Annotated in this window: 24 protein-coding genes; 12 read left to right on the plus strand and 12 right to left on the minus strand. The window is 59.5% G+C overall.

Annotated features, from left to right (window positions below):
* Positions 1-12 precede the first annotated feature (12 nt).
* Positions 13-1173, plus strand: a complete 1161-nt coding sequence (locus QEH57_RS15400; RefSeq protein WP_309007650.1) for a hypothetical protein — start codon at positions 13-15, stop codon at positions 1171-1173.
* 72 nt (positions 1174-1245) lie between these two features.
* The gene (locus tag QEH57_RS15405) at positions 1246-2040 is read left to right on the plus strand and encodes a class I SAM-dependent methyltransferase (protein ID WP_309007651.1); all 795 of its coding nucleotides are present in this window, start codon (positions 1246-1248) and stop codon (positions 2038-2040) included.
* Positions 2041-2100: 60 nt separating this feature from the next.
* Here the strand turns inward: QEH57_RS15405 and QEH57_RS15410 are convergent, their stop codons facing one another.
* The 4 genes from QEH57_RS15410 to QEH57_RS15425 form a co-directional block, all read right to left on the minus strand.
* Complete coding sequence (locus QEH57_RS15410; protein ID WP_309007652.1) at positions 2101-2301, minus strand: hypothetical protein; 201 nt, start codon at positions 2299-2301, stop codon at positions 2101-2103.
* A 29-nt stretch (positions 2302-2330) separates the two neighbouring features.
* The gene (locus tag QEH57_RS15415; protein WP_309007653.1) at positions 2331-2537 is read right to left on the minus strand and encodes a hypothetical protein; all 207 of its coding nucleotides are present in this window, start codon (positions 2535-2537) and stop codon (positions 2331-2333) included.
* A 14-nt stretch (positions 2538-2551) separates the two neighbouring features.
* Positions 2552-3541, minus strand: coding sequence for a carboxypeptidase-like regulatory domain-containing protein (locus QEH57_RS15420; protein WP_309007654.1), 990 nt, complete (start codon positions 3539-3541; stop codon positions 2552-2554).
* A 454-nt stretch (positions 3542-3995) separates the two neighbouring features.
* Positions 3996-4988 carry a rhodanese-related sulfurtransferase gene (locus QEH57_RS15425; RefSeq protein WP_309007655.1) on the minus strand — a complete coding sequence of 331 codons (993 nt, stop codon included), beginning with the start codon at positions 4986-4988 and terminating at the stop codon, positions 3996-3998.
* 145 nt (positions 4989-5133) lie between these two features.
* Between QEH57_RS15425 and QEH57_RS15430 the strand changes: the two genes are divergently transcribed.
* Positions 5134-6624 carry a capsule assembly Wzi family protein gene (locus QEH57_RS15430; RefSeq protein WP_309007656.1) on the plus strand — a complete coding sequence of 497 codons (1491 nt, stop codon included), beginning with the start codon at positions 5134-5136 and terminating at the stop codon, positions 6622-6624.
* Here the strand turns inward: QEH57_RS15430 and QEH57_RS15435 are convergent.
* Together QEH57_RS15435 and QEH57_RS15440 are read right to left on the minus strand one after the other, a co-directional pair.
* The gene (locus tag QEH57_RS15435; protein WP_309007657.1) at positions 6621-7475 is read right to left on the minus strand and encodes a VOC family protein; all 855 of its coding nucleotides are present in this window, start codon (positions 7473-7475) and stop codon (positions 6621-6623) included. The two genes, QEH57_RS15430 and QEH57_RS15435, sit on opposite strands and share 4 nt — an antisense overlap.
* 182 nt (positions 7476-7657) lie before the next feature.
* A complete protein-coding gene (locus tag QEH57_RS15440) occupies positions 7658-8377 on the minus strand; it encodes a phosphoadenylyl-sulfate reductase (protein ID WP_309007658.1) in 720 nt (239 codons plus the stop codon).
* A 294-nt stretch (positions 8378-8671) separates the two neighbouring features.
* Here QEH57_RS15440 and QEH57_RS15445 point away from each other — a divergent pair, with 294 nt between their 5' ends.
* On the plus strand, positions 8672-9859 hold the full coding sequence (locus QEH57_RS15445; RefSeq protein ID WP_309007659.1) for a methyl-accepting chemotaxis protein: 1188 nt from the start codon (positions 8672-8674) through the stop codon (positions 9857-9859).
* A gap of 143 nt (positions 9860-10002) precedes the next feature.
* Here the strand turns inward: QEH57_RS15445 and QEH57_RS15450 are convergent, their stop codons facing one another.
* The gene (locus QEH57_RS15450) at positions 10003-11883 is read right to left on the minus strand and encodes a M64 family metallopeptidase (protein ID WP_309007660.1); all 1881 of its coding nucleotides are present in this window, start codon (positions 11881-11883) and stop codon (positions 10003-10005) included.
* Positions 11884-12136: 253 nt separating this feature from the next.
* Here QEH57_RS15450 and QEH57_RS15455 point away from each other — a divergent pair, with 253 nt between their 5' ends.
* The 3 genes from QEH57_RS15455 to QEH57_RS15465 are packed head-to-tail and all read left to right on the plus strand — an operon-like array spanning position 12137 to position 15733.
* Entirely contained in the window at positions 12137-13483 is a 1347-nt protein-coding gene (locus QEH57_RS15455; RefSeq protein ID WP_309007661.1) for an AAA family ATPase, read from the plus strand.
* Positions 13480-14724 (plus strand): tetratricopeptide repeat protein, encoded by a 1245-nt coding sequence (locus QEH57_RS15460; RefSeq protein ID WP_309007662.1) that lies wholly within the window; start codon positions 13480-13482, stop codon positions 14722-14724. Before QEH57_RS15455 ends, QEH57_RS15460 begins: the two co-directional genes overlap by 4 nt.
* A gap of 40 nt (positions 14725-14764) precedes the next feature.
* Positions 14765-15733 carry a D-2-hydroxyacid dehydrogenase gene (locus QEH57_RS15465; RefSeq protein WP_309007663.1) on the plus strand — a complete coding sequence of 323 codons (969 nt, stop codon included), beginning with the start codon at positions 14765-14767 and terminating at the stop codon, positions 15731-15733.
* A gap of 7 nt (positions 15734-15740) precedes the next feature.
* Here the strand turns inward: QEH57_RS15465 and QEH57_RS15470 are convergent, their stop codons facing one another.
* Positions 15741-17627, minus strand: a complete 1887-nt coding sequence (locus QEH57_RS15470; RefSeq protein WP_309007664.1) for a RecQ family ATP-dependent DNA helicase — start codon at positions 17625-17627, stop codon at positions 15741-15743.
* A 316-nt stretch (positions 17628-17943) separates the two neighbouring features.
* On the opposite strand from QEH57_RS15470, the gene QEH57_RS15475 reads away from it, so the two are divergent.
* The 3 genes from QEH57_RS15475 to QEH57_RS15485 all read left to right on the plus strand — a co-directional run bounded on the left by QEH57_RS15475 (position 17944) and on the right by QEH57_RS15485 (position 20664).
* Positions 17944-18603, plus strand: coding sequence for a PspA/IM30 family protein (locus QEH57_RS15475; protein ID WP_309007665.1), 660 nt, complete (start codon positions 17944-17946; stop codon positions 18601-18603).
* Between the two features lie 21 nt (positions 18604-18624).
* Positions 18625-19983, plus strand: a complete 1359-nt coding sequence (locus QEH57_RS15480; RefSeq protein ID WP_309007666.1) for a hypothetical protein — start codon at positions 18625-18627, stop codon at positions 19981-19983.
* Between the two features lie 252 nt (positions 19984-20235).
* Positions 20236-20664 carry a hypothetical protein gene (locus tag QEH57_RS15485; RefSeq protein WP_309007667.1) on the plus strand — a complete coding sequence of 143 codons (429 nt, stop codon included), beginning with the start codon at positions 20236-20238 and terminating at the stop codon, positions 20662-20664.
* Between the two features lie 10 nt (positions 20665-20674).
* Here the strand turns inward: QEH57_RS15485 and QEH57_RS15490 are convergent, their stop codons facing one another.
* The 3 genes from QEH57_RS15490 to QEH57_RS15500 all read right to left on the minus strand — a co-directional run bounded on the left by QEH57_RS15490 (position 20675) and on the right by QEH57_RS15500 (position 23194).
* The gene (locus tag QEH57_RS15490; protein WP_309007668.1) at positions 20675-21427 is read right to left on the minus strand and encodes a lysophospholipid acyltransferase family protein; all 753 of its coding nucleotides are present in this window, start codon (positions 21425-21427) and stop codon (positions 20675-20677) included.
* A 74-nt stretch (positions 21428-21501) separates the two neighbouring features.
* The gene (locus QEH57_RS15495) at positions 21502-22296 is read right to left on the minus strand and encodes a GNAT family N-acyltransferase (protein ID WP_309007669.1); all 795 of its coding nucleotides are present in this window, start codon (positions 22294-22296) and stop codon (positions 21502-21504) included.
* Between the two features lie 169 nt (positions 22297-22465).
* Positions 22466-23194: a M48 family metallopeptidase gene (locus QEH57_RS15500; RefSeq protein WP_309007670.1), complete on the minus strand. Its 729-nt coding sequence runs from the start codon at positions 23192-23194 to the stop codon at positions 22466-22468.
* Positions 23195-23661: 467 nt separating this feature from the next.
* On the opposite strand from QEH57_RS15500, the gene QEH57_RS15505 reads away from it, so the two are divergent.
* Positions 23662-25374, plus strand: coding sequence for a hypothetical protein (locus tag QEH57_RS15505; RefSeq protein ID WP_309007671.1), 1713 nt, complete (start codon positions 23662-23664; stop codon positions 25372-25374).
* Between the two features lie 67 nt (positions 25375-25441).
* On the opposite strand, the gene QEH57_RS15510 is transcribed toward QEH57_RS15505, so the two are convergent.
* Positions 25442-26077, minus strand: a complete 636-nt coding sequence (locus QEH57_RS15510) for a hypothetical protein (protein WP_309007672.1) — start codon at positions 26075-26077, stop codon at positions 25442-25444.
* Between QEH57_RS15510 and QEH57_RS15515 the strand changes: the two genes are divergently transcribed.
* The gene (locus QEH57_RS15515; protein ID WP_309007673.1) at positions 26078-26347 is read left to right on the plus strand and encodes a hypothetical protein; all 270 of its coding nucleotides are present in this window, start codon (positions 26078-26080) and stop codon (positions 26345-26347) included.

Raw genomic sequence — 26347 nt, forward strand, 5'->3', positions numbered from 1 at the left:
TCCCCCGATTCCATGTACAAACGCACCATCCTCGTCACCTGTCCTAAAGCTTGCGCCGAATACTTAGCCGAAGAGCTAAAGTCCCTCGGCTACGAGCCCACTTCCCTCGTCTCCAACGGCGTTTTCATCTCCGGCACCTACGAAGACTGCATCCGCCTAAACCTCACCCTGCGCACCGGCCTGCGCGTGCTCTGGGAAGTCGACAACTTCACCGCCCGCGACGGCGAGGACCTCTACCACCAAGCCGTGCGCATGCCCTGGGAAGAATGGATCCCCGCCGAGGACGCCTATATCTCCATCGTCTCCTCCGTTCGCAACGAAACCGTCGTCAATACCAACTTCCCCAACCTCCGCCTCAAGGACGCCATCGTGGACCGCATGCGCGAAGTCACCGGCGACCGCCCCAACTCCGGCAACGAGCGCGACCGCGGCGTCATCTTCCTCTACTGGCACGAAGAAGAAGTCTGCATCTACCTCGACACCTCCGGCATCCCCATCTCCAACCGCGCCTACCGCGCCATGCCCGGAGCCGCCCCCATGCGCGAAAACCTCGCCGCATCCGTCATCGCCGCTACCCGTTGGGACAAGGCCTCCCCCTTCCTCAACCCCATGTGCGGATCCGGCACCCTCGCCATCGAAGCCGCCCTCCTCGCATCCGGCGTACCCGGACAACAACTACGCCACGAATTCGCCTTCCAACACTTTAAGCCCTTCGACAACGCGCGCTACCAGGAAATCCGAGCCGAAGTCCGCAAACGCGTGCCCGACTCCCTCCCTTTCCCCATCATCGCCTCCGACATCGACCGCCAAGCCATCCGCGCCGCCGAGACCAACGCCAAGAAAGCCGGCGTCGCCCACCTCATCGACTTCCGCGTCTGCGACTTCCGCGAAGCCCCCATCCCCGAAGAATCCGGTACTATCGTATTGAATCCTGAATACGGCGAACGACTCGGAGAGCAACGCCAGCTCGAAGCCACCTACAAGGCCATCGGCGACCTCTTCAAACAAAAGTGCCCCGGCTACTGGGGCTACATCTTCACCGGCAACAAGACCCTCGGCAAACGCGTCGGCCTCAAGACCAAACGCAAGATAGAGTTCTACAACGGCCCCATCGAGTGCCGACTCCTCGAGTACGAACTCTACGGCGGCACCCGCAACCCCAAGTACCAGTAAACCGTTCAGGAGGGACCGGTGAACCTGTCGTTCACTCGGTACCACCCGGTCCGCTTGCGCGATCCAGCCCCCATGCAAGACCTCCTCTCCTACCAACGCGAAGCCTGGAACCGGCAATCCAAAACAGGCAGTCCTTGGTGCCAGCCAGTGAGCAGCGAACAAATAGCGGCCGCCCAAGTCGGCGACTGGAGCGTCATCCTCACGCCTAACAAGAAGGTGCCCGCCAAGTGGTTCGGCGAGCTCGCCGACAAAGACGTTCTCTGCCTCGCCTCCGGCGGAGGCCAACAAGCGCCCATCCTCGCCGCCGCTGGAGCGCGGGTTACCAGCTTCGACAACTCCGACGAACAACTCGCCAAGGACGCGTTCGTGGCAGAACGCGACGGAATCGCAATCCGCACCCTGCAAGGCGACATGGCCGACCTATCCGCATTCGCCGACAATTCCTTCGACCTCATCTTCCACCCCGTCTCCAACGTATTCGTCTCAGAAATACGCCCCGTCTGGAATGAATGCTATCGCGTCCTGCGCCACGGAGGCCGCCTGCTCGCCGGCTTCATGAATCCCGTATTCTTCCTCTTCGACCACGAAGACGCCGCTCGCGACGGCAAGCTTGAGGTTAAGTACAAACTGCCCTTCGCCGACCTGCACAGCCTCCCGCCAGCCAAGCTCGCCGACATCCAAGCCAAAGGATACGCCTACGAATTCAGCCACAGCTTAGAAGAGCAAATCGGCGGCCAAACCAACGCTGGTTTCCTCATAGCCGACCTCTACGAGGACAATTGGAACGACCAAGCGAGCCCGCTCAACAAATACTCCCCCATGTACATCGCCACCCTTGCCCGCAAGCTCGAGACAAGCTCTTCCTAAGCGCCGAAACGGTACCGAATTGAAACCCCAATTCGGTATCCAAAAAATATCGACGCCAATCTATTCGCCTTTCTTGCGATTGGCTTCTTCGCGTTCCTCCAGATTCATCTCGCGCCACTGCTCGCGCTCGAGCACAGTCGCACCGATGTGCTTGCGTCCGAGCGCTTTGCTGATTTCCACCTGCTTCTGGCGCTCCGCAGCGCGGATCCGTTGCTCCTCCGTCTGCGTATCGAAACAATGGGGACAGCTAATCCCCTCCACGTACTTTTCCGACTGGGTCTCCTCCTCCGTCAGGGCATGACGGCTAGCTCCTTCCTCACGTATTCCGGAAACTCGCGAAACGACTTCGTGTTCGGATCCAGAGCCCCCTTGAAGGTCCCGATCTCGTACTCGTAGTCGTTGCGGGTATCGATCAGGATCACGTCCGGATCCGGGATGAGCTCGTTACACTTTTCGGGCGGCACATACTCGCCCACTTGGGTATGATCCGAGGACATACCCTGTTCAACTCTTACGGCAGTTTCGGCCTCTCGAGGGTGGGTATGCTATCTAACAGATTCTTCTTCATATCGAACTCAAGACGACGGTCGTTAACCTCCGGATTGAAGTACAGCCCATCAAAGTACAGGTAACTACCATCGGGATGGTAGCCGTAGAATCCGATGTCTCCATAAATTTTTGCGTAGTTCGCCTTCTCCACGCGACCCTCTTCGTCCAGTTCAGTACGGATTCTGAGTACATAGTTTGCATCACTTCTCTTTTCTCCGCTGGTGCTCCAGGCCTCGTTGAACTCATCGTCCACGGTCTTGATACGTGAACTGCTCCAACTCTTTTCTCGAATATAGCCCTCCGTAGGGGCCAACTGCGGTGAACGAAGAAAACTGCCGGAACCCTGATCGGCTTGGAACTCCCAAACACCGTCGCCTTCATTCGGAAAAGACATAATAAGCAGCGCGCTTCGGTCATCGGGACCTTCGTAGTGTCCCCGCATCTCGAAGAACACGTCGGCAGACTTTCCACCGCCATAAGGTGCCACCCAGTCCATAAGCATCAAGTCGAAGCCAACGCGCGCTTCCATTTCAAGCAGAGTAACTTCAAAATTTGCTCGTACGTACATAGCGACTGGATCCTCGATCTCCTTGAGGACCAACTCGACCTGCGGGTCGTTTGGCGACATCTTCTGGCCATCGACGTGTGCGTAGGCCAAAGCCTCCTCACGGCTCTTATAGTATCCGTCCTTCTCCGCAGACACAAAAACCTCGTAATAAGCAATTCCCGTGAAGCGAAATAGACCTTCCGAATCAGTCAGACCTTCTCCCGTAACATATTTGTCTCCACGAAGCGGAGAATAGGTCACACCAACCATCGCTCCTTGGATACCTTCTCCATTCTCATCAACAACCCTCACTGTCGTAGTCGTCGAACGGGCCTCGTACGCCGACGAGCAATACGCGAGGGACGCGAACAAAGCCAAGGCAACCAAAATTCTACTAGTCATCATCAGGATCTCCTTCTTCTACTAGTTTCTTAAAGCCCATATACATATGCATAAGCAATTGTCTTCAAATCGCGAGGCCTCCCTTCCGAATCGGAGCCTCTAACAGAAGGCCAACCATTTCGTTATCCGGAAAGGCTTAAACAGTGGACGCTCTCGGAGCCGAGAACTACTATTCCTTCCGTGTTCGACCTTCCCTATCGCTCGAGACGCGCGATCCGCCATCCTAGACCTCGGCGGCGCCACCATCGCTTTCCACCTCGTTTCGGGACGCTCCAACATGGCCGAGATCAGAGTGCTGGACCACAAGCTTCACAAAAGTCGCCGAGGAGAGCCCCATAATCACTCGTGGCATGCGCAACGTCTTCAAAGACAACGGCATGTCATTCGAAACGCCAGAACAGCAAAATCAGGCACGCCAGAACTAAAGAGCAGGAAGCGCAGTCCGCTGCATCGCTTGCTACTCCTCGCCGCGCTTCTCGTTCGCCTTTTTGCGCTCCTCCAGCTTCATCTCGCGCCATTGCTCGCGCTCGAGCACAGTCGCGCCGATGTGCTTGCGCCCAAGCGCCTTGCTAATTTCCACCTGCTTCTGGCGCTCCGCAGCGCGGATCCGTTGCTCCTCCGTCAGCGTATCGAAACAATGGGGACAGCTAATCCCCTCCACGTACTTTTCCGACTGGGTCTCCTCTTCCGTCAGGGCATGACGGCAGGCCCGGCACATTTCGTAGTCGCCCTTCTGCAGCGAGTGATCCACCGCAACCCGGTTGTCGAAAACGAAACAATCGCCCTCCCATAAGCTCTCCTTGGGATCAACCTTTTCGAGGTAGTTCAGGATGCCGCCTTCGAGGTGGTAAACCTTCTCGAATCCCTCCTTCAAAAGGTAGGAGGTCGACTTCTCGCAGCGGATGCCACCCGTACAGAACATCGCCACCTTCTTGTCCTTCTTGTCGGCCAGCTCCTTCTTCACGTATTCCGGAAATTCGCGAAACGACTTCGTGTTCGGATCCAGAGCCCCCTTGAAAGTCCCGATCTCGTACTCGTAGTCGTTGCGGGTATCGATCAGGATCACGTCCGGATCCGAGATGAGCTCGTTCCACTTTTCGGGCGGCACGTACTCGCCCACCTGATCGTTGGGATTCACCTCCGGCAGGCCAAGCCGCACGATCTCTTTCTTAAGGCGAACCTTCATACGATAGAAGGGGCATTCGTCCGCCCACGAACGCTTCACGGTAAGCGCGCCGATCGCCGGATCGTTTTGCAAGTAATCGAGCACCGCTTCCACTCCCGCTTCCGGTCCCGCCATCGTCGAATTGATTCCCTCATGAGCGAGCAGGATCGTACCCTTCACCCCGTTGCGCTCGCAAACCTCCAGCAGCGGCTGCTTGCGGGCTTCGAAATCGGGCAGATCAACGAACTTGTAGTAAGCGACGACCAGTGACTTTTCCGTACTCATGCTGGCGGGATAGCTCCAAGCTCCAAAAAGTCGAGATTTCATCCTAAACTTGAAACCGTTCTCCCCTCGCGATCGTGTACAGGAAACCATCAGCTGAAAAAACGCGCTTCCACTGAGCCGCCGAGTACTCTTTAACCGACCTCCTATGATTTCCACAGCCGATACAATTCCATCGAGCGCCCGAACCCAATTCGCCTCCATCGCCGCCGCCTGCCTTCTGGCAGCCGCGCCCGCTCTGGCTCAAAATTCGATCGCCCCAGGCGACGAAGCCCTTCGCCATCACCTCCAGCTGCTGGCGGACGAAGGCATCATCGATACCCTCGGCACCACCTGGCCCCTCTCCGACAAGGAAATCGCTTTCAGCATCGCCAGCGTCAACGCGGACGAACTGAATCCGGCGCAATCCCATTCGCTCCAAGCCCTCCAGCAGCGCCTCGCCAACGCCGCCACCTCATCCATCGTCGTCCAATACGGCAACGACCGACAGGAGCTGCGCGGCTTCGCCGACGACTTCCGCGAACAAGGCGAACTGCGCTTCAAAGCCTCCGAACAGGTCGGCCTCTTCACCTTCCACCTCGAGGCCTCCGCCGTCGACAAGCCGCTCGACGACAAGGAGTTCCGCCTCGACGGCAGCTACGTTTCCATCGATTGGGAAAACTGGCAACTCGGGGCCGGCGCCGTAGACCACTGGTGGGGTCCCGGTTGGCAGAGCAGCCTCATCCTCTCCAACAACGCTCGCCCCAGCCCCGGCATCTTCCTCAACCGCAACACCACCCAGGCCTTCGACTTCCCCGTGCTGCGCAAGCTCGGCCCCTGGTCCTTCAGCGCCTTCGCCAACCAACTGGAAAGCGACCGCCACGTTCCGCACGCCAAGCTCCTGGGCGCCCGCTTCACCTTCAAGCCCATCGCCTCCCTGGAGGTCGGGCTCACCCGTACCGCCCAATGGGGCGGCGAAGGGCGACCCGAGTCGTTCGATAGTCTAGTCGACTTGATCCTCGGCAACGACAACGTGGGCGACGACGGCATCGAGCTCGACGGATCCAACGAGCCGGGCAACCAGCTGGGAGGTATCGACCTGCGCTGGACCACCCGCATCGCCGAGCAACCCGTCACCTTCTACGGCCAGCTCATCGGCGAAGACGAATCCGGCGGCCTGCCCTCCCGCAAGATCGCTCTCTTCGGCATTGAAACAACCGTCGCCAACGACTGGAGCAATGGCCGCGTCTTCCTCGAAGCCAGCGACACGACCATGGACTTCCTCGACGACCGCTTCGCCAACGGCACCTACAACCACAGCCAGTACCTGAGCGGCTACCGCTACCGGGGCAACGTGCTTGGCGCCTCCACTGACAACGATTCCCGAATGCTCACCTTCGGCGGCTTCCACGAGATCGGCGCCGCCAACTCCCTCACCTGGAAGGCGCAGTACGCTTCCCTCAACCGCGACGGCTCGCCCGGGCGCAACACCATCGCCAGCTCCCACCAGCAAACCGCCATCCTCTCCGCCAAGATCGAGCGCAAGCTCAACGAGCAACTCAGCCTCGGCCTCAACGCCACCCACCTGCTCAAGGACGTCTCTCCGGATACCCGACTTCCCAAGTCGAGTATCCAGATCGCGCTTACGATTCTCAACTAGCCGACCAGCTCGGCGCCGGGCTCGCGAACGAACTGCTTGAGCGACTCGTCCATCTTGCCGTTCGGCTCGCTCAAATAGATCAAGATCCCATTGGGGTCGACCGTCACGCAGGTGCGTTCGCCCCATGGCTGATCTACCGGCTCCTCGCGAAACAACAGCCCCTCGCCCTTCAAACGCGCGAAGGCCGCGTCCACGTCGTCGATCGTCAGCGACAGCCAAACGCCCGCGCCCGAGGTCGCCGCCTCAAACTCCCGCTGCCCCGCCTCCGCCGAAGCCGCCATCACTCCGATTTGCTCCCCCTTCGGTCCGCTCAAATGCAGGTAGAAGGGAGAGTCGAACACGGCCTGGAAACCGAAGTAGCCGCAATAGAACTCACGCGTCGCTTCCAGCTTCTCGCTCACGATCCCCATGCAGAGAGCGCTCTCTTCCGGCAAGCCTGAGCTCACCTCGCCGCCGCCAAATCGCTCAACCAAGCTAGCCACCTCCCGCACCAAGCTGCGAAAGTGAAGCTCGAAAAGCGCATCCGTCATCCCCGGTCGCTGCGACTTGAACATCGTGAACGACGCCACCGTCTGCCCATTGTCCGCCTTGAAAACCCGAATCGGAAAACTCTCCATCAATTCCAAGGTCGGTCCCGCTAGCATCTCGATGCAACCGCTCGAGCGATCCGCATCGATCGCGAAGGCCAGCTCCGCGCCCTGAGGCGTCGTCACCAACCAGCGCTCGTCCTCCTTGCGGATCGACTGGCAGAAACTCACCGCCCAAAGCGGCAAGGTTTCAGGATTGGCGAGGAAAGAAAACGCTTCGTCAACCGAAGCGGAAACAGTGATAGTTACAGTGCGATTTTTCATAACCCCACCACTCTAGCGCCTCCCACTGACAACCCTATGTCAGCAGACCCGAAGGAATTTGAAAAAACTTCAGCCGCACCTCGGAAGATGCCCTTTGGCCCAAACAAAATTCCAGACGAGGGCCGAGCTTCCGCTCGCCTTCGAAGAAAGCCTAAACGCGCCGCCAGCCTGCGGCTCCGCGCCTAGATCTGGAAGTCCGATTGCCCCGAAAGCTCGTGCAAGCCACACTCGCGCTTCACGCCGCCGAAACGGGTATCCGCCTCCGTCATGCCGGGCATCAGCTTCGAAGTGCTGTGCCAGTCGCCCAAGGAAACATAGCCCTCGTCCCAAAGCGGATGGTAGGGTAAGTCGTTGGCAGTCAAATACTGGTGCATCTTGCGGTTGTCCCAGTCGATGATCGGGTACACCTTCGTCATCTTGTTCTGAACCTGCACCGCCGGACGCTCGCTGCGAGTCGCCCCCTGCGATCGGCGCAAGCCAGCCAACCACGCCTTGGCGCCAAGCTCGCGAACCGCCCGATCCATCGGCTCAACCTTGTTGATCAAGCCGTACTTCTTCAGGCCCTCCTCCCCGTTTTCCCAAAGCTTCCCGTAAAGGGCTTCCTGCTCCGCCGCCGAAATCTTGGCCTGGTATTTCTTGATGTTCAGATTCAAACGCTCCGTCAGCTCAGCCGCGAATCGATAGGTTTCCGGGAAAAGGTAGCCCGTGTCGATGAACACCACCGGGATGTCCGGCACCACCGAAGTCACCAGGTGCAACATCACCGCCGAATGCGTGCCGAAGCTCGTCGTCATGATGAGCTCGTCGCCAAACGTCTCGGCAGCCCAGCGCACGCGCTCCTCGGCCGACGCCCCTTCGAGGTCGATATCCTTCAAGTCCATGGTCTCAGTTGCGGCACTCATTGTCTTATCTTTAGTAAATTGGTTATCTTATGCATGTTTATGCAAATCAAGCACGATTTCGAGGAAAGCTTGATTGCTAAACAAGCGCCCCAGCCATCCCTCGTCCCCTCCGAATTCCTCACCCCAGAAGCGACTAGGGACCTTCCCCTTGCTGATCTCCGAAAATTATGAGCGCTTTCCGCATAAAGACCTAGCCTCCGGCGCCGATCTATACGCGAGGCCCGCTATCCTAGACAAAAGGCTGAACCCAAACCGAATCGCCAAACCGCGAACCCAAACGAAATCCCCGCTCCCATGCTCAAAAACGTCTCCATCAGCGCCCGACTCTTCATCCTGATCGGCACTCTCAGCCTCTTCATCCTCGCTACCAGCGTCGTGAGCATAAACGGTTCGTCCAATATCGCCGCCGCCGCCGAAAAGGTCCAAGCCGCCCAAACCCTCGAGCAAGCCCAAGCCCGCGTCGCCGAACTCGCCGCCTCCGCCGGCAGCTATTCGACCGCTTCCATCGCCCTCCTCGCCCTCGGCCTCGCCTCCGGAGCCTTCTTCGCCTTCACCGCTATCGGAGCCATCACCAAGCCGCTCAACGAAGTCGAGACCACCCTGCTCGCCATGTCCCAGCAGACCGGCGGAGCCGCCGCCCAGGTGTCCGCTTCCAGCCAAGGCCTCGCCGACGGTTCCAGCCGCCAAGCCTCCTCCATCCAGCAAACTTCCGCTGCCCTATCCGAACTTTCCAGCACCACCTCGCGCAATGCCGACAACGCCGCCAAGGCTCGCACCATGGCCAACGAAACCCGCGCCGCCGCCGAAGACGGATCCGAAGGCATGCACGAAATGTTCGAAGCCATGAACGCCATCAAGGCCTCCAGCGACAATATCGCCAACATCATCAAGGCCATCGACGAAATCGCATTCCAAACCAACATCCTCGCCCTCAACGCCGCCGTCGAAGCCGCCCGCGCCGGCGAAGCCGGAGCCGGCTTCGCAGTCGTCGCCGACGAAGTGCGCAACCTCGCCCAACGCTGCGCCGCAGCCGCCAAGGACACCGCTTCCCAAATCGAAGACTCCATCCAGCGCTCGGAGCGCGGAGTGGAAATTTCCAACCGCGTCGGCGAAAGCTTCGAGAACATCCTCGGCAAAGCCCGCAACGTGAACGAAATCGTCGAAGAGATTTCCACCGCCAGCCAAGAGCAAACCAACAGTATTTCCCAAATCAATACAGCCGTCAGCGAACTCGACCGAGACATCCAAGCCAACTCCGCGACCGCCGAAGAAACTGCCAGCACCTCCGAGGAGCTCTCCTCCCAAGCCGAGATGCTCCAGCAAACCGTGCTCGACCTGCAACGCATCCTCAGCGGCCAAAGCCATCAACCCAGCGCCACCTTCGCCAAGGCCGCCCGCAAAAAAAGCTCCCCCGCAAACTCCGACTGGGACAACTTCGACCTCGATTCAGACCGCTCCAAAACCGAAGTCCACTTCAACTAAAACCTCTTCGCTCAAGCGAGACCCCGCTGCAGCGCCAAAAATCACTTTCCTAAAAGCAAAGGCCGAACTCACCGGAGTTCGGCCTTTTCGTATCCAAGAAGCGGATTCACGAAAAAACGATCCACCCGACCGCAACCGATTGCTCACTCCAGCAACTCAACCTTGAGCCGAAAAAAGCCATCGCCATCGCCCTTTTTCACCGGATAGCTGCCCAGCCACTCCACGCTCGAGCCAGCCTTGCCATTGGCTTCGGATGCCACCGTATGCCACGCCGACAGGTCCTCCGAGCGCTCCAAACGGTAGGCGCGACCCGGCTTCACCCACCAAATCAAGCGCCAGACTTCTCCCGCCTCGTTCGACCTCAAACGAATCAGACCCAGACGCGAACTCTCATCCACGGGATCCGTACCCGCGATATACTCTTCCACAGTCGAAACCCCGTCGCCGTCATGGTCCACCATCCCGCTCCGGTCATCGGTCGGCAAACCATGCTCCTCCAACCAAGCGATCGGTAGTTCAAAAAGGGATACGCTCCAGCTGAATTCCCCGTTCGCGAGCTCCGAGCGCACCTTCGATTCGTCATAGCGAATCTCCACCCGAAGCTCGCCCGCCCCGTCCACCAAGTCCGCACGCCCCAGCTCCCACCACGCCTCCGTCGCGCCCTCGATGGCCTGCCCATCCAAATACCACTGCAAGGTCACCCCCTCGATCGCCGGCATCTCGACCTTGAATCTCAATCGATCGACCAGCTTCGTCCCCTCCGGATCAAACGGGCTTGCCGTATCGGAAAATGGCAAGAGCTCGAAATAGCGCTGCAGGTGACGCTCCACGCACACTCGGCAAAACGGATAGTCAAGCTCCCTCATCATGCAATTCCGCTCCGGTCGGTAAACTCCAAACTCCTTGTACCTCGCGCCTTCGAAAGCCCCGACCCGCCCCTGCCATTCGAGCGAATCCGGCGTCGGCAGCGGCACGCCTCCGTCCAGCCAAACCGCCCACTTCAAATTTTCCAAATCCGTATCCACATTTACCTCACGCGGCCGCGCTCCCAGCCACGACTCGCCATTACCGTAATCGTACTCGTCCGCCAATCCGGCATAGGAATGCCCCACCTCGTGCACCGATACCCGCGGCCCCCGCACGTTCATGGAGTGCACCGCCACCGAACCGCCCGAACCGCCATACTTCGTGGAATTCACCATCATAACGATCTGGTCCCAGGCCCCCACCCCCACCGCATCGTCCGCCGCCTGGCGGGCCAAGGCAATCCCGTCTCCCTGCGGATACAGCAGCCGTTCGATCCCCCCTTGGTAGAAGGCCGTCTGGAAATAGGTGTCCTTGATCGTTCCATTCGCTCCGTCCTCCCGCGACGCTCCACGTTCCGCGCTCGCCACCTCCACCACGTGCACGTTGGTACCTTGCAACAAGACACCCCAAGGCTCCACCTCCGCAAAGGCTGCTAAGGTCCGCTTCGCGTGATCCCGGTACAAGCCGCTATCAATGTCCTCGCGCAGATAGCCATCGCCCAAAATCACCATCACAAAGCGCTGCGAATCCTCGCCCGTGCTCCTCAGCAAGTAGCTCCCCACCGGCCCCGTTCCATCCGAAGCGAACAGGGACACCCGCTCCTCCGGCAACTCCAGCTCCACGCTCTCCCCCCATCCTGCGCCCAGCGCCGACGCCTCTCCAGACTCCAGCCGAACCCCGCCGATTCCCGACTGGCTTTCCGGCCCCACCACGCGAGCCGTAACCGTTGTCTCCTGCGGAAGCACCCACCCCTGCCGCTCCTCCCCGGCAACCGCGATCGGCACGCTCACCTGCAACGGCAGAAAAATCTCCGACTCCTGCAGCGTCGCCCCATCCTCGCCCAGCCAGCTCCACGCGAATCTCGTCGCGTGCCCGCCGGACGTGACCGATCCGGGCTTCGCGTCAGGCGCCCTTTCCAAGGCTAGCAGCTCCCACCGCTCGCCCTCCCCGAAACGAAGCGTCGCCTGCCACACCGCCCCTTCCAGCGAACAAGCCACAAGCAAGCACGCCCACGCCAGCAAGCGAACGGACGCGAGAGGCCGCCCAACTCGAAACCCTCTAAGAACCGACAAAAACATTCGTAGCAAACACCATCTCCGCAACGCCGACTTTGGCAAGGACACGCTCTCCTTCCACCCGCATCCACGTATCCTTCCTTCCATTACGGTCACGCCCCCTACCACTCCCCGAGCAAAAACAATTGCTACCCGCCGCCCCACCCTCCCAATATCCGCCCCACTAAAATAAGCCATGAGCGACGAACCACAGGAAATCCAAGCCCTCCGCCAAGCCCTCGCCTTCAGCCCGGACAACATCCCGCTGATCGGCCACCTCGCCAACGCCCTCATCAAGTACGGCCACTTCGCCGCCGCCGAACGCGAGCTCAAGTCCGGACTCTCCCAAGACCCCGGCAACCGCGACCTCCAGCTCGCCCTCGCCCAGGCCTACAGCCAGCAGGACAAGCGTTCCGAAGCCCTCGTCGTGCTCGAAAGCCTCGAGAAAAAAGACGAGCTCGGCGCCCCCGGCCACCTCCTTTTCGCCAAGCTCCTCAGCAACACCACCGAGCTGGTGCTCGCCGCCGAACACTACAAGAAAGCCATCGCCCTCGACCCCAAGTGCGAGGACGAGGAAGTCGCCGCCGAGCTCGCCCCCTTCCTCATCGAAAGCTCCGATCCCCACCACCACCCCAACAAGCTCCCCGCCGGCGACCATCCGGGCGAGTTCGAGACCGACGTGCAAAAGCCCAAGGTCACCTTCGCCGACGTCGGCGGCATGGACGCGGTCAAGGAGCAGATCCGCATGAAGATAATCCACCCGCTCAAAAACGCCGACCTCTTCAAAGCCTACGGCAAAAAGATCGGCGGCGGCGTGCTGCTCTACGGACCTCCAGGCTGCGGAAAAACCCATATCGCCCGCGCCACCGCCGGCGAAGTCAAAGCCAACTTCATCAGCATCGGCCTGCACGAAATCCTCAGCATGTGGATCGGCCAAAGCGAAAACAACCTGCACGACCTCTTCGAGCAAGCCCGCCGCAACGCCCCCTCCGTCCTCTTCATCGACGAAGTCGACGCCGTCGCCGCCAACCGCTCCGACATGCGCCAAAGCGCCGGACGCCAACTCATCAACCAATTCCTCTCCGAGCTCGACGGCATCGACTACTCCAACGAAGGCGTGCTCGTGCTGGCCGCCACCAACGCCCCCTGGCACCTCGACCCCGCCTTCCGCCGCCCCGGCCGCTTCGACCAAATCGTCTTCGTCCCGCCCCCCGACCTCGAAGCCCGCACCTCCATCCTCCAGCTCATGCTCGCGGAAAAGCCGACCGAAGACATCGACTTCGCCAAGCTGGCCAAGAAGACCGAAGGCCTCACCGGCGCCGACCTCAAGTCCATCGTCGACGTCGCCGTGGAGGACACCCTCGACGAAGCCATGAAGACCGGCAACATCGTCCCGCTCCGCACCAAGGCCCTGCTCAAAGCCGCCGCCAAAACCAAGCCGAGCTCCAAGGACTGGTTCTCCTCCGCCAAAAACCACGCCCTCTACGCCAACCAATCCGGCCTCTACGACGAAATCCTCGACTACCTCAAGATCAAGCGATGAGCAGCCCCAACATTGAACGCGCTCAGCTCCTGCTCGAGCAAAACCGCGGCAAGGACGCCGAAGAATACGCACGCCTCGCCATCCAGGAAAATCCAGACGCCGCCCTCGGCTACCTCTTCCTTTCCTCCGCCCTCATCCAGCAAGACAAGGACCGCGACGCCCTCGACCCGGCCCAACGCGCCCTCAGCCTCGAGCCCGACAATCCCCACATCCACGCCCACCTCGCCCGCGTGCACTACCATTGCCAGGATTGGAAAAAGGCCGAAGCCTCCGCCCAGCAAGCCCTGCAAATGTATCCAGAAGATTCCGACATGTTCGGACTCCTCGCCTACCTCGCCGCCCGCAAGGCCGATTGGGAAAAGTCCCTCGAACTCGCCGAGACCGGACTCCGCTTCGACTCCGACCACGTGCTCTGCACCAACGCTCGAGCCAACGCCCTCACCAAACTCAAGCGAGCCGACGACGCCCAAGACTCCCTCGACTACGCCCTCAAGCGCGATCCAGAAAATCCCTACACCCATTTCCAAAAAGGCAACACCCTCCTGGAAGCCGGCAAGTACGACGAAGCCGCCAAGCACTTTTGCGAAGCCCTCCGCCTCGCCCCCGACTTCGAAGAAGCCAAAGAAGGCCTCGTCGAAGCCCTCAAAGCCAAGCACTTCGTCTACTCCCTTTTCCTCAAGTACATCTTCTTCATGTCACGCCTCAAGCCAGGCGTGCAGATGGCGATCGTATTCGGAGGCTACTTCGCCCAACGCTTCCTCTCCGACAGCCTCGATTCCTCCGGCCAGCACGCCGCCGCCAACGCCGTGCGCATTCTCTACGGAGTCTTCGCTTTCTTCACCTGGACCGCTAGCAGCCTCTTCAACCTGCTGCTCTTCATCCACCCCATGGGTCGCTTCGCCCTCTCCGGTCGCCAACGCAAAGTCGCCGCCGGCGTCGGCGCCTGCGTCCTCATGATCCTCGTTTCCCTCGGCGTCCACTTCACCACCCAGCTCGACGGCCTGCTGCTCAGCGCGCTCGCCTTCGCCACCTGCTCCCTCCCGGTCGCCGCCGCCGAACACACGACCACCCCGGGCAAACTGAAGCTGCTCGGCGCCATCATCGTCGCCCAATCCCTCTGCGCCATCGGAGCCTTCGCGATCTACCTCGGCGGCAATCCCGACAAAGCCGACGGCCTCGCCTCCATCGCCATCCTCACCGGCGTCGCCTTCACTTGGCTCAGCGCCTTCTTTCGCAACTAACCCGCCGGAACGAACGGGGACCATCCATCCAACACATACAATGCCACACAAGATCTACATCGACTTCGCCCTCAACCCCGAACTCCTCGACCGTCTCCAAAAAGGAACTACCGGGCACGAGCTCGTCATCCCCGCCAAGCCCGCATCCGTTCTCTCCCTCGGCGAAATCGAACCCGCGTTCTACGACTGCGACATCGTCTTTGGCCAACCGCAAACCGACGCCGTCGAAAAGTCCGCATCCCTAAAGTGGATACAAGTCAGCTCCTCCGGCATCACCCGCTACGACACCCCCGCCTTCCGCCAGCTCATGGAGGAACGTGGAGTGCAAGTCAGCAACTCCGCCCACGTCTACAACGAAGCCTGCGCCGACCACGCTCTCAGCTTCATGCTCGCCCAATCCCGCCAGCTCCCCCAAGCCCTCGCCTCCCGAGCCCCCAACGGCTCGGAAGAATGGCTCGCCATCCGGCGCTGCGGCATCCCCCTGCGCGGACAAAGCGTGCTCATCCTCGGCTTCGGTGCCATCGGCCGCCGCCTCGCCGAACTGCTCGCCCCCTTCGATATGCAGCTCACCGCCTACCGCCGCTCGCCACGGGGCGACGAAGGCATGCCAGTCGTATCCGAATCCAACCTACACGAAGCCCTTGCCGCCGCCGACCACGTCGTCAACATCCTCCCCGACAGCGCCGCCACCCAACATTTCTTCAACGCCGAACGCTTCGCCCAACTCAAGCCCGGCAGCGTCTTCTACAACATCGGCCGCGGAACCACCGTCGACCAAGACGCCCTCGTCCACGCCCTCCAGAACGGCCCCCTCCGCGAAGCCTGGCTCGACGTCACCGACCCCGAACCCCTGCCCGACGAACACGCCCTCTGGCAACAGCCCAACTGCTTCATCACTCCCCACACCGCCGGCGGCTTCTCGGGCGAAACCACCGCCTGCATCGACCACTTCCTAAAAAACCTCGCCCGCTACGACGCCGGCCAGCCCCTCGACAACCGCGTCATCTAAACGATCCTCAATCAGCGAGAGCAGCCATCACGGCCTGAAACGGCGCTGTCTCCAAGGCGCCGAACAACGGGCCCTTGCTTCCACGCATCCGGCTCGTCTTCGGGCTCGCGATTCCGCACAGGAAGCGCGCCCCTTCGCGGGCCGACTTAAACCCAATCGGCCGCTCCTGCAAAAAGCGGTCGACCAGCGACTGCTCCGCTTCGCTCAACCAGCGATCGATCCCCTCGATCGCCTTTACGGTGCCGCTCTCGCAATAGCTGCAGTGACCGCAGGGCTGCTCCAAAACCTCGCCAAAGTACGCTAGCAAGCGCTGCGTCTTGCAGCCCTCGTGGTTGAGCAAATCCACCACCTGACCGATCCGCTGCAAATTCCCTTCCTCGTTTCGCCTCACCTTTTCGACAAGCCCGAGCGTAACGCTCTCCGGACTGGGACGCGATACCATGCGCATGCCTTGCCGCAAGCCCGTCACCCCGACTTCCAGCATGCCCACCTCTTCCAAATGGTTGAACGCTTTCACGATCCGATTCCGATCCGCGCCAAGAGCTTCGGCCGCCGTATCCAAATTCAAGTAGCTCCACGTTTTCTTCTCGTCCACCTGAGCCAGCAAGCTCCGCAGGAATTCGCCGGGCTCGCCCTTGAAGGCCCCCAAGACGCTCGCCTTTGCTCGCAAGTACTTGAACTTATATTCGCTGTAGAAAGGGGCGGTAAACTTGATCACGCCTTCCAGCTCCAAATAGGTAAGCAAGGTCCCTAGGACCAGCGGACGAATATCAGTCTGCTGCGACAAGTGATACATCGAAATGTCGAACTCGTCCTCGAGCGAAAGGATAAACGCCACGAATTCGCCGATAGCCTCTTCCGTCGGCGTATCGCCGAACACGAAATTCTCCAGCACTACCAGATCGTCCGCCGCCCCTAAAACCTCGCAGTGAGATTCCGTCCCGTCCCGTCCGGCGCGGCCCACCTCCTGCGAGTAGTTCTCCAAAGTCTTAGGCAAGTTAAAGTGAAAGACGCGGCGTATATCCGATTTGTCGATACCCATGCCAAACGCGATAGTCGCCACTACGATCCCGTCCGCCGACGCCATAAACCAATCCTGGATCTCCGAACGTTGCTCGCTCTTCATGCCCGCATGGTATGCCTTGGCCGGATAACCGTCCGCCACGAGCGACGCAGCCACCGTCTCCGCAGCCTTCTGCAAAGTCACGTAGACCACCGTCGGCCCAGCAGGCAACTCGTCCAGTCGCTTCTTCAAGACCTGCAGGCGCTGGGCTGCGGGCGTCGGCGAAAACGAAAGAAAGAGATTCGGCCGATGGAATCCCGTGTTCACGTACGCCTCCGGCTTAATCTCGAACTCCCGTATTATATCTTCAACGACAGCCGGAGTCGCCGTAGCCGTCAAAGCCAACACCCGCTCCACCTTCAGGGCCTTCGCCGCGATGGAAAGCTTCAGGTACTCCGGCCGAAAGTTATGCCCCCATTCCGAAATACAGTGAGCCTCGTCGATCACCATCAGCGAAATCGCGTTCCCCTCGATGGCTGCGAAAAAGCGCTCGTTGGAAATCCGCTCCGGCGCCACATACAACAACTTCAAGGCCCCCGACCGCACGTCGCTGTACACTTGCCGCGCTTCCTCGCCCGACAAGCTCGAGTCCAGCCGGGCTACCTTAACCCCCTTCGCCTGCAAGAAATCCACCTGATCCTTCATCAAGGCGATCAAAGGCGAGATCACAATGGTCAGCCCATCGAGCATCAAAGCCGGCAGCTGATAGCAAAGGCTCTTCCCGCTCCCCGTCGGAAACACAGCCAAAGCAGAGTTCCCCTTAAGAACCTGCTGCACGATCGCCTCCTGCCCTGGGCGGAAGGAATCGAAACCAAACACAGAAGAAAGCACGTCTCGCGGATTTTGAACTGACACACCGCACGCTCTCAAGCCCTCGCTCCAGAAGCAAGAAGGCATCGGTGCCTTAATCCCTTGCACTCCTGAATCCACAATATCTGTCCCTTTTCTCACAAAACATGTCGTACATTTTTTGCCAAATGCATCACCTCTTCGTTCATCCCTCAAACAAGAGAAAGCACACTACCCACTGAATCATAACACCTTACAAAAGCAAAACCCAGCGTCCCCTTCCGTTGGCATCGCCCGTGCAAAACTTGTGATCGAAAATCGGCAATCACGCCCTTCGAAAACACACAACCGCACGAAAATGAAGAAACTGAAATACTGGACAGCAAGCATCGTCTCTGGATTCGACTCCGTCATCAGCAAGGTAGAGAATCACGAGTCCGTAGTCGCAAACTCGATACAGGAACTGCAAACCGCTGCCGCGCACGCCAAGGTCAAGCTCGGCCGCCTGCAACAGGACATCAAGCGCATGCAGTCCAAGCTGCTAGACCTTAAGCAGAGCCGGGAACGCTGGAACGAGCGGGCCCTCAGCCTGCGCGACAGCGACAAAAGCAAAGCCATCGAGTGCCTGAGAAGACGCAAAAGCGTGGAGTCGGAAATCGCCCATCTGGAGAACGAACTTCCAAGCCACACGACCCTCGCCGACACCATCGAAGCGGACGTGCGAAAGCTCCAAAGCAAGATCGACGACCTCAAGCTGCGCAAACGCGCCTTCAGCACCCGAGCCAGCCGCGCCCAAGCCATGAAAGTTTGCGGACAAACTACGGGCATCGCCGGCGACGACTTGGAAGACACCTTCGAACGCTGGGAACTTAAGCTGGCCGAGACCGAGATTTCCTCCCACGTCTCCACCGACTCCCTCGAAGACGAATTCGCCCGCGAGGAGGAGTTCGCTGAACTCGAGGAGGAGCTCGCCCTCCTGAACAAGGCGGAAAAATCGAGCGCAGCCCCTCAAGACTAACCTTCAGATCCAATCTCCAAAATGAATCACGATACCTATTCAATTCCAGACGAAGAGCCGGCGCAGGCCGAAGAAACCGACCCACAAGCCGCTGAAGACCGCCGCATCTGGAGCCGCCTGCCGCAGCTTCTGCGCTGGATCGGCGGCATCTCTCTCGCGGGCTCGGCCATCACCTTCTTGCTCGGCGGCTGGATGGAGGCGGAACCGCTCATTCGCTACTACAGCTTCTTCGCCCTCACCAGCGCCCTTTCCCTGGCCGGCGTATTCTGCGGCCTGAAACTCAAGGAGGACAAAGGGGCTCGCACCTTCCTATCCTTGGGAACGGCCTTTATCCCGGTCCTGTTCTGCCAACTCGGAGCCATCGTCTACGCTCAGCTAAAAGGAACTACGTCCCAATTTTCTGAATACTTCGAGATCTTCCAGTTTTCTCCTATCGGCATTCCGCTTCTAGCCCTTACCGTCACCATCGCTCTGATCCTGCTGAGCGCCTACGCCTTCTTTGGCTTCTCCGCCATGGCGCGACCCGTCGCCAAAAAGCTGACCGCGCTCTATATCGCAGCCAACGCATGCTTGCTCATCCCCTTGCGCGAAGACGTTGCCATCGCCAGCATCGGATTCGTCCTGCTCGCCGCCCTCGCAGTCATCGATCGCAAAGATCTCTCAAAGATATCAGCCCTCAGGACATGGGATGGCCGTGCCATGCGTTCGCTTCTCTTCGTTCCCTTCGCCCTACTCCTTTTGCGCAGCGTTCTCCTGTACCAAACCTCGAACCTGTTGGTCGGACTATTCTCAGCCTCGATCGCTACCCTTTTCTTCTTCGGGCTTCCTCAAGCCTCGGATAGCATAGGCTGGAAACGCATCTTCCAGCACCTCAGCCTCCCGCCGCTCGCCATTGCCTGCATCAGCATCGGCCTCCCCCTCATCAAACGTATCAGCTTCTTCGGTACAGATCCTTTCGTTCCCTTGCTCGTCCTGCCGAGCGCCTTGCTCGTCCTTTTCCTCTCGCATCGTAGCGCCGCATCCGGACGTTCCTTCCGCTTCATCGCTATCGCGGCCGCCTTGACAGCGACGACCTTAACGATGGCCGATTCCGACGGATTCGTGACCGCCTTGACCGCCCTTCTCGTTGCCATAGGCTGCACTATCTATTCCTACGCCATTCGAGAAAAGATCATACTCTTCATGGGGCTTTGCGGAACCGCCCTCAGCCTCGCCTTCCACGTCAGCTTTGCGGCCGAACTCTACCGCAGCAACCTTTGGCTCTCGCTCGCCGCCACCGGCGTGGCCGTCATCCTCGCCGCCTCCTACGTCGAACGCAATTGGCAGACGCTGCTGGCTCAGGGCAAGGGCTTCCGCCACAAGCTCGACGACTGGAACTAAAGGCAGCCGCACCTGTAAACTTTCCATCTTGGAGATTGGAAAACCAAGCGACGGGCTCCCAGCGAGCCCGTCGCCTTTCGTTCTCCCCCCCACCCTACGCTCAATAAAGTCACTCACAACTCCGCTCGCCAAGCGGCGTTTTCTTTGCATACAAAAACATTCCCAGTTTCTATCTATGCCTCAGAAAACGAACGGAATAACAGACTCCACCTCCACCTTGATCCGTTTCAGCCCTTCCCTTTCAAAACAAAGATGTTCGCCCCACGACTAAGCTACCCGATCAGAAACGTACAAGATCCCGATTCCACGAAACTGTACGCGATCAATGCCGAGAATGCCGCCATCGATCCTGCGACCTTTCTCCCTCGACTAGCGGAACTGAAACAAGCGCATGAGGTAGATTGGCCCCAGACTCCCTCCTTCGCGATCTTCCACGAAGGCGCGAACCTTCGCTATCTCGTCCTCGCCTGGTGGGGCAACGATAACGAACTGTTCAATTCCGTATCCGTTGAATTCGACGGCCAATGGCTTTCCGATCCGAATCGATTTTCGTTCTGCCTTTGGGACCTCGAGGTCATCTGGCACGAACGAAACAGTTTCATCAAGCACCTCTACTCCGGCACCTCGGACATCGCCGCCTACCGCAACGACCTGATGGAGCCCATCCAGTCAAAAAACTAATAGCCGCCGCCTAAAGCCGCGCTCCAGATTCGCTCAGGGCCAACACGTCTTGATACAGTTCGTTCGCGAGCAGCTTCCGATCCTCTCCCGGCTGTCGTTGCTGACCGAATACCACGCTGGCCTCCACACGCTTCACCTTGCTCATTCGCAGCAGGTGCTCCGCGAAGCCCATGTCGCCCCACCAGCATACGTCTTGCGCAACATCCCCTTCCTCGCATTCATATTTCAAATACGCTGGCGTGATCGGCCAACCGTTCGCCACCAAAGGCTGCAGCAAGGAAGCCCGAAACGGCAGCACTGCCCGTCCGTCGGTTGAGGTGCCCTCCAAGAAAAACGTCATGTTCAAACCAGAGGCAATCACCTCGGCGAAGGCAGCTTCCTTGGTAGCCACGTCGGAACGGCGACGGCGATCGATATAGAGAGTCCCTGCCATGCGACAATAGGCGCCCACCACCGGCCAGGAATCGACCTCCACCTTCGACAAGAAAACCTGAGGCGCCACCGACGCGAGCACGATGATATCCATATAGCTCAGATGGTTCGGGGCAATGAAACCGCCGCTCGGAACCTCGCCCCGAACCGTCACGCGAAACCCGACCGCCCGCAGCATCAAAGCCGCGTTGCGCTGCAGCCAAGCGGAGCGTTCCTTGCGGCTCGCGTTTCTCCCTACCCGGAACAGGAAATCCAGTCCTGCAATAATGAATACACCGGCCAAGGCGCCTAGGCGACGGACTTGACGGAGTTTGAGGACGAGGAACCGCATCCACCTTTCAATGCGGACTCCCCTTCTCTTTTCAAGCTCCGAGCTTCGCTCCCAGCTTGCCCGCAGCGCTGCCTTCAGCCCAAAAACTTAGCCATGGCCCGCGGCCCCAGCGAACGGAGGTCGAGCAAGGTCAGGAAATCGATCGTCTTAAAGTCTTGGTCCAAGGCCGGCTCGCCGCAGATGCGGGCGCCCAAGGTCAGGTAGGCGCGCATCAAACGCGGGATGTCCACCGTACGCGAAAGAGCGATGATCTCCGACTCGTCCGCGCCCGCGGCGCTGCAATCGTACCGTTCCGTCGGCTTGGTCAAAAACGGCTCCGCCGCAAGGTAGCGGGACAACTTACGGAAAGCAGCCTGCCCCTCCAAGGGATCGGTCGAAGTGATCGAGCTGCAGCCAATCAAGTAGCGAGCCTCGCACAGCTTCGCGTACTGGGCGATCCCCTTCCACAGCAACCCCAGCACCACCATGTTGCGATGCTCCTTGGCGATGCACGCCCGCCCGAGCTCGATGGTCTGCGAACGGATGGATTCGAAGGGCGAAAAGTCGAACTCCTGTTCGCTATAGTAACCTATATTAGCCAAGGCCGACTCGCCCGTCTGCAGACGATAGGTCCCGATGATCTCGCCCGAAATAACATGCTCTATCAAAAGATGGTCGCAAACGACGTCGAACGGGTCCGCGTCCTTGCCCGTCGCTTCCGACTCCACCAAGCCCTCGCCCAACTCCACGTTGAATACGCGATAGCGAAGGCGTTGAGCTTTGGCTACATCGGCATCGCTATCGGAGATGCGAACCTTGTATGCAGAAGTCGGTGACGGAGGTATGAATCGCTCGACGCGCTTTCTCCTATCGTTGGCACTGATGGGCATGGCTGTAAGGTAGTGAGGTGGTGAGCTAAACCTCTCGTCCACCTAGGCTGGGAATCATCTACTAGGAGACATGCGAGTCAATAGCGCCACACGAACCAGCTCCCCTTTTAACGCCGGCGTCACCTGCCATTAACCTGACTGATACAAAACGCCTCGGCCCCAAGCTGCCTCAATAAAAGAAATCCTTGGCCTTCTCGTACTCGGCCAAAGCGTCTTCAAGGTAGCTGTGCAAAGCGTTCAAACGGTCCATGGAAGACGGATGTGTCGAGTTGTAGTTGTTGCCGCCCATTCCGCCTTCCAGCTCTACCATGCGCTCCATCACGGTGATCGCAGCATTCGGATCATAGCCAGCCTTGGCCATGTATATAATTCCAATATGGTCGGCCTCCGCCTCCTTGCCCTGGTCCCAGGCCGCCGCCACTTGTCCGGCGCCCATTCCGTAAATACCCATGATCATCGGGGCCGCGTTGATGTATCCACCGCTGCCGATCGCCGCCGTGCCCCCCAAGGCCGCAGCCACTCCGATCAGGGAGCTTCCCGCTCCTAGGACCATCTGCTGGGAAATCCTTTCGTGGGTGTGCCGCGCCGTGACGTGGGCGATCTCGTGGGCCACCACCGAAGCGAGCTCGTCTTCCGTCTTTACGATCTGGAACAAGCCAACGAAAACGCCAACCTTGCCGCCCGGCATCGCAAACGCGTTCACCTCCGGCTGGTCGAACACCACGAATTCCCACTCCGCCATCGGCATGTCCCAAAAGACCTGCTGGGAAATGCGTTCGCCCACGTTCTGCAGCATCTCGTTGTAGACCGCGTGCGTAGAGATCGGCATCTGCGCCTTCATCTGCTCGAAGGTCGCGATCGACATCTTGGCGACCTCCGTTTCCGAAGTCAGGTTCATCTGCTTGCGCCCTGTAACCGGAGCAGTACTACAAGCGCTAAAAAGAAGAGCTGAACTCAGCAGAACGGGGAGGCAATATTTAGAAGTCTTCATGGTTGGAGCGATCGAGTCTACACGGTACAAAAAACGAATACGTCCAGAAATCAAATTTGGTTTCAAAGACCCTCGCCTCATGCGACCCGTTTTGCAATAGATAAGCCCAAGTCCCCGTCTTCCCATGCGTACGCCCTAACCCCTAGGCATGTCCTCACCGCTCCCTAGCTTCCAAACCATGCAAACAAATCCCGCGAATCACGGTCCCAGCTACTTAAGCTGAATCCAGAACCTTAAGCTTTTCGTAATTTCCTTCGACGACGCTTCACTTGTACGCGCAATTAGCATAGTGTGTGAATCATTCGTTCGTTATCTCTCTAACCAAGCAACCTGACCCCGCGCAAGAAGCGACCTCACAAAGGAGTTTTTAGACTATGGCAGATCTCCAAGATCCCTCACAACAAACGCCCAAGAAACACAAGGTTATCCACTGGAACCCCGAAGAAGACGACCTCGGATCAAATGCGAAGCCTGCCGTTAAAGCCTACTTGGGCGGCGCCATCGTGGCGCTCGTAATCGTCGGGATCGGCGTGATCAGCTACTTCCTGTTCTACTACACGCCTCCCAGCTCCAACGCCGAAGCCATAGCCGCCGCCGGAGCCGCCGCCGAGGCGGACCCCCGCCGCGCCTTCGAAAGCGTTTCCCGCGCCCAAGGCGTCAAGGACTCGGTAGACCGCAAGCTCGAGGCCGCCCGCCAAATGCCCATCACCGGCAACGAGGTCCTCCGCCAAAAGCTCATCAACATCGAGAAGGAAAAGATCGAAGCCGACGACCTGATGTCGAAGAACCGCTTCGCCCGGGCCATCGCCCAGTACAACAGCGTCGACGCCTTGATCGAGAATTTCACCCAAGAAGTCGAAAACAAGCAAAAGGCCCGCGGCCTCTACGACGACTTCCTCGTCCGCTCCGGCGAACTCGAAAACGCCAAGCACCTCAACGAAGAAAGCTTCGAAGCCGCTTTCGGGCTCGCCTCCGAAGGCAAGAAGTTCCTCGACTCCGGCAGCTTCACCCTCGCCCTCCAGCGCATGGAAGAAGCCTCCAACTCGCTCAACGCCGTACAAAAGGCCAAGCAGGACTACATCCGCAGCAACGCCGCCGAAGGCAACCGCTTCATCGCCCAAGGCAAGAGCGAGGAAGCCATCGCCGCCTTCACCAAGGTTCTCGAGCTCGATCCCGCCAACGAAGAGGCCCTCAAGCAGCTCGAACGCTCCCGCGTCGCGGACAAGGTTTTCGCCGCCCTCCAGTCGGCCAAGGAAAACGAGGACGCCCTCCAGTACGAAACCGCCCTGAAATTCTACCGCCAAGCCGCCTCCATCGACGCCGGCTCCGCCAAGGCCCAGTCCGGCGTCTCCCGCGTGAACCGCAAGATCGCGGAACGCGACTTCGCCGCCGCCTACACCGCCGCGCAAACCGCTATCGCGGAATCCCGTTTCCAAGACGCCATCGTCAACTACCAGGCCGCCCTCAAGATCTTTCCCGAGCGCACCGACATCGAGGCCGCTATCGAAAAAGCGGCTGCCGAAAAGCGCCAGAACGACATCGTCACCCGCATCACCCAAGCCTACGAGTACGAGCGCGTCTACGACTGGGAAAGCGCCCGCAACCTCTACCAGGAGCTCGTACAAATGGAGCCCGACCTCAAGGAAGCGAAGGACGGCCTGCTCCGGACCGGTCGCATGATCCGCAGCATCCTGCGCTACGAAACCTTGATCGAAGTCGCCAAGGGCGAAGCCCAGCGCACCGAGTTCCAGCTCGCCATCCGCACCTTCGACGAAGCCATGAAGTCCAAGCCCGAGTACCTCCCCCTCACCGAAGAAGGCGAACGGCTCCGCAAGTTCCTCCAGCTGCAAAGCCAGCCGGTCCGCGTCACCCTCATCTCCGACGGCTCCACCTGGGTCAGCGTGCAAGGCCCCACCATGCGCAAGCCTGAAAAGTTCGACAGCACCACCGTCGACCTCCTACCCGGCAAGTACTTTATCATCGGCCGCAAGAAAGGATACCAGGACGTACGCTTCGGCATTCAAATCCGCGGCGGCATGGCCCAAGACCCCATAACCGTATCCGCAAACGTCAAAAACGACTACTAGTCAGCCCCACCGCCTGAAACCGCTAACCACTAAAACCATGGCCAATTCGCACAAATTCCTTAGTCGCCTAGAACTTTTCTCTGTCGCGCTGGGCTTGAGCGTAGCCGCCGCGGTCGAAGCGCAGATCGATCCCGATCCCTCGATCTACGACGCAGTACAAAACGGAGCCAGTTCCAACGGCGGAAAAATCAAGGCCAACAATTCCCCGCTCGGCGGCAGCATTACGCCCGTCAACGAATCGCAACTCCCGCCCATCGATATCCAAACCAACATTCCCGGCATCAACGGAAATCCCATCAACATGCCAGGTGGCCTCCCCGGAGCCATCGCCCAAGCAGCAGGAGGTGGAAGCTCCGGCATGCCTCCTATCATGGGCGGCGGTGGAGGCGGCGGCCAAAGCGGAGGGCAACAAAGCCCCTTCCCCATGCCCTCCTCCCAAGGTCAAAGCCAAGGTCAGCAGGGTCAACAAGGGCAACAGGGTCAGCAAGGACAACAAGGCCAGCAAGGTCAACAGGGTCAGCAAGGACAGCAGGGCCAGCAAGGGCAACAAGGTCAACAAGGTCAACAGGGTCAGCAAGGGCAACAGGGTCAGCAAGGACAACAAGGGCAACAGGGACAGCAGGGACAACAAGGGCAGCAGGGTCAACAAGGCCAGCAAGGCCAGCAGGGACAAGCCGGCAGCCAGTCCTCTATTTCTAGCCAAATGCCGCCTCCTCCCGAGGAACAAGCCATCGGAAGCGAGGGCGAACAAATCGACCCCAATGGCGAACTCGCATCCCAGAGCGAAGGCGGCGAAGCCGGCGAAAGCGGTGAACAGCAAGCCAGCCGCAAGGGTCGCCAGAATTCCGGCGGCCAGCAAGACGAAGCCACCGAAGGCGACGGCCAAGCCATGCCGGAAAACATCGGCGGCTCCTCCGGCAGCAAACGCGGAAAAGGCACCATCGACGACGTCGCCGTTCCCTCCAACCTATAG

Source organism: Pelagicoccus sp. SDUM812005 (assembly GCF_031127875.1).
Taxonomy (GTDB): domain Bacteria; phylum Verrucomicrobiota; class Verrucomicrobiia; order Opitutales; family Opitutaceae; genus Pelagicoccus.

Coding starts and splice junctions, on each gene's coding strand:
- QEH57_RS15490 (WP_309007668.1), bottom strand. CDS start 21,427: ATGCGGTTCCTCGTCCTCAAACTCCGTCAAGTCCGTCGCCTAGGCGCC.
- QEH57_RS15400 (WP_309007650.1), top strand. CDS start 13: ATGTACAAACGCACCATCCTCGTCACCTGTCCTAAAGCTTGCGCCGAA.
- QEH57_RS15465 (WP_309007663.1), top strand. CDS start 14,765: ATGCCACACAAGATCTACATCGACTTCGCCCTCAACCCCGAACTCCTC.
- QEH57_RS15460 (WP_309007662.1), top strand. CDS start 13,480: ATGAGCAGCCCCAACATTGAACGCGCTCAGCTCCTGCTCGAGCAAAAC.
- QEH57_RS15430 (WP_309007656.1), top strand. CDS start 5,134: ATGATTTCCACAGCCGATACAATTCCATCGAGCGCCCGAACCCAATTC.
- QEH57_RS15445 (WP_309007659.1), top strand. CDS start 8,672: ATGCTCAAAAACGTCTCCATCAGCGCCCGACTCTTCATCCTGATCGGC.
- QEH57_RS15475 (WP_309007665.1), top strand. CDS start 17,944: ATGAAGAAACTGAAATACTGGACAGCAAGCATCGTCTCTGGATTCGAC.
- QEH57_RS15500 (WP_309007670.1), bottom strand. CDS start 23,194: ATGAACCTGACTTCGGAAACGGAGGTCGCCAAGATGTCGATCGCGACC.
- QEH57_RS15415 (WP_309007653.1), bottom strand. CDS start 2,537: ATGTCCTCGGATCATACCCAAGTGGGCGAGTATGTGCCGCCCGAAAAG.
- QEH57_RS15505 (WP_309007671.1), top strand. CDS start 23,662: ATGGCAGATCTCCAAGATCCCTCACAACAAACGCCCAAGAAACACAAG.
- QEH57_RS15480 (WP_309007666.1), top strand. CDS start 18,625: ATGAATCACGATACCTATTCAATTCCAGACGAAGAGCCGGCGCAGGCC.
- QEH57_RS15420 (WP_309007654.1), bottom strand. CDS start 3,541: ATGATGACTAGTAGAATTTTGGTTGCCTTGGCTTTGTTCGCGTCCCTC.
- QEH57_RS15455 (WP_309007661.1), top strand. CDS start 12,137: ATGAGCGACGAACCACAGGAAATCCAAGCCCTCCGCCAAGCCCTCGCC.
- QEH57_RS15425 (WP_309007655.1), bottom strand. CDS start 4,988: ATGAGTACGGAAAAGTCACTGGTCGTCGCTTACTACAAGTTCGTTGAT.
- QEH57_RS15495 (WP_309007669.1), bottom strand. CDS start 22,296: ATGCCCATCAGTGCCAACGATAGGAGAAAGCGCGTCGAGCGATTCATA.
- QEH57_RS15435 (WP_309007657.1), bottom strand. CDS start 7,475: ATGAAAAATCGCACTGTAACTATCACTGTTTCCGCTTCGGTTGACGAA.
- QEH57_RS15440 (WP_309007658.1), bottom strand. CDS start 8,377: ATGAGTGCCGCAACTGAGACCATGGACTTGAAGGATATCGACCTCGAA.
- QEH57_RS15405 (WP_309007651.1), top strand. CDS start 1,246: ATGCAAGACCTCCTCTCCTACCAACGCGAAGCCTGGAACCGGCAATCC.
- QEH57_RS15515 (WP_309007673.1), top strand. CDS start 26,078: ATGCCGCCTCCTCCCGAGGAACAAGCCATCGGAAGCGAGGGCGAACAA.
- QEH57_RS15485 (WP_309007667.1), top strand. CDS start 20,236: ATGTTCGCCCCACGACTAAGCTACCCGATCAGAAACGTACAAGATCCC.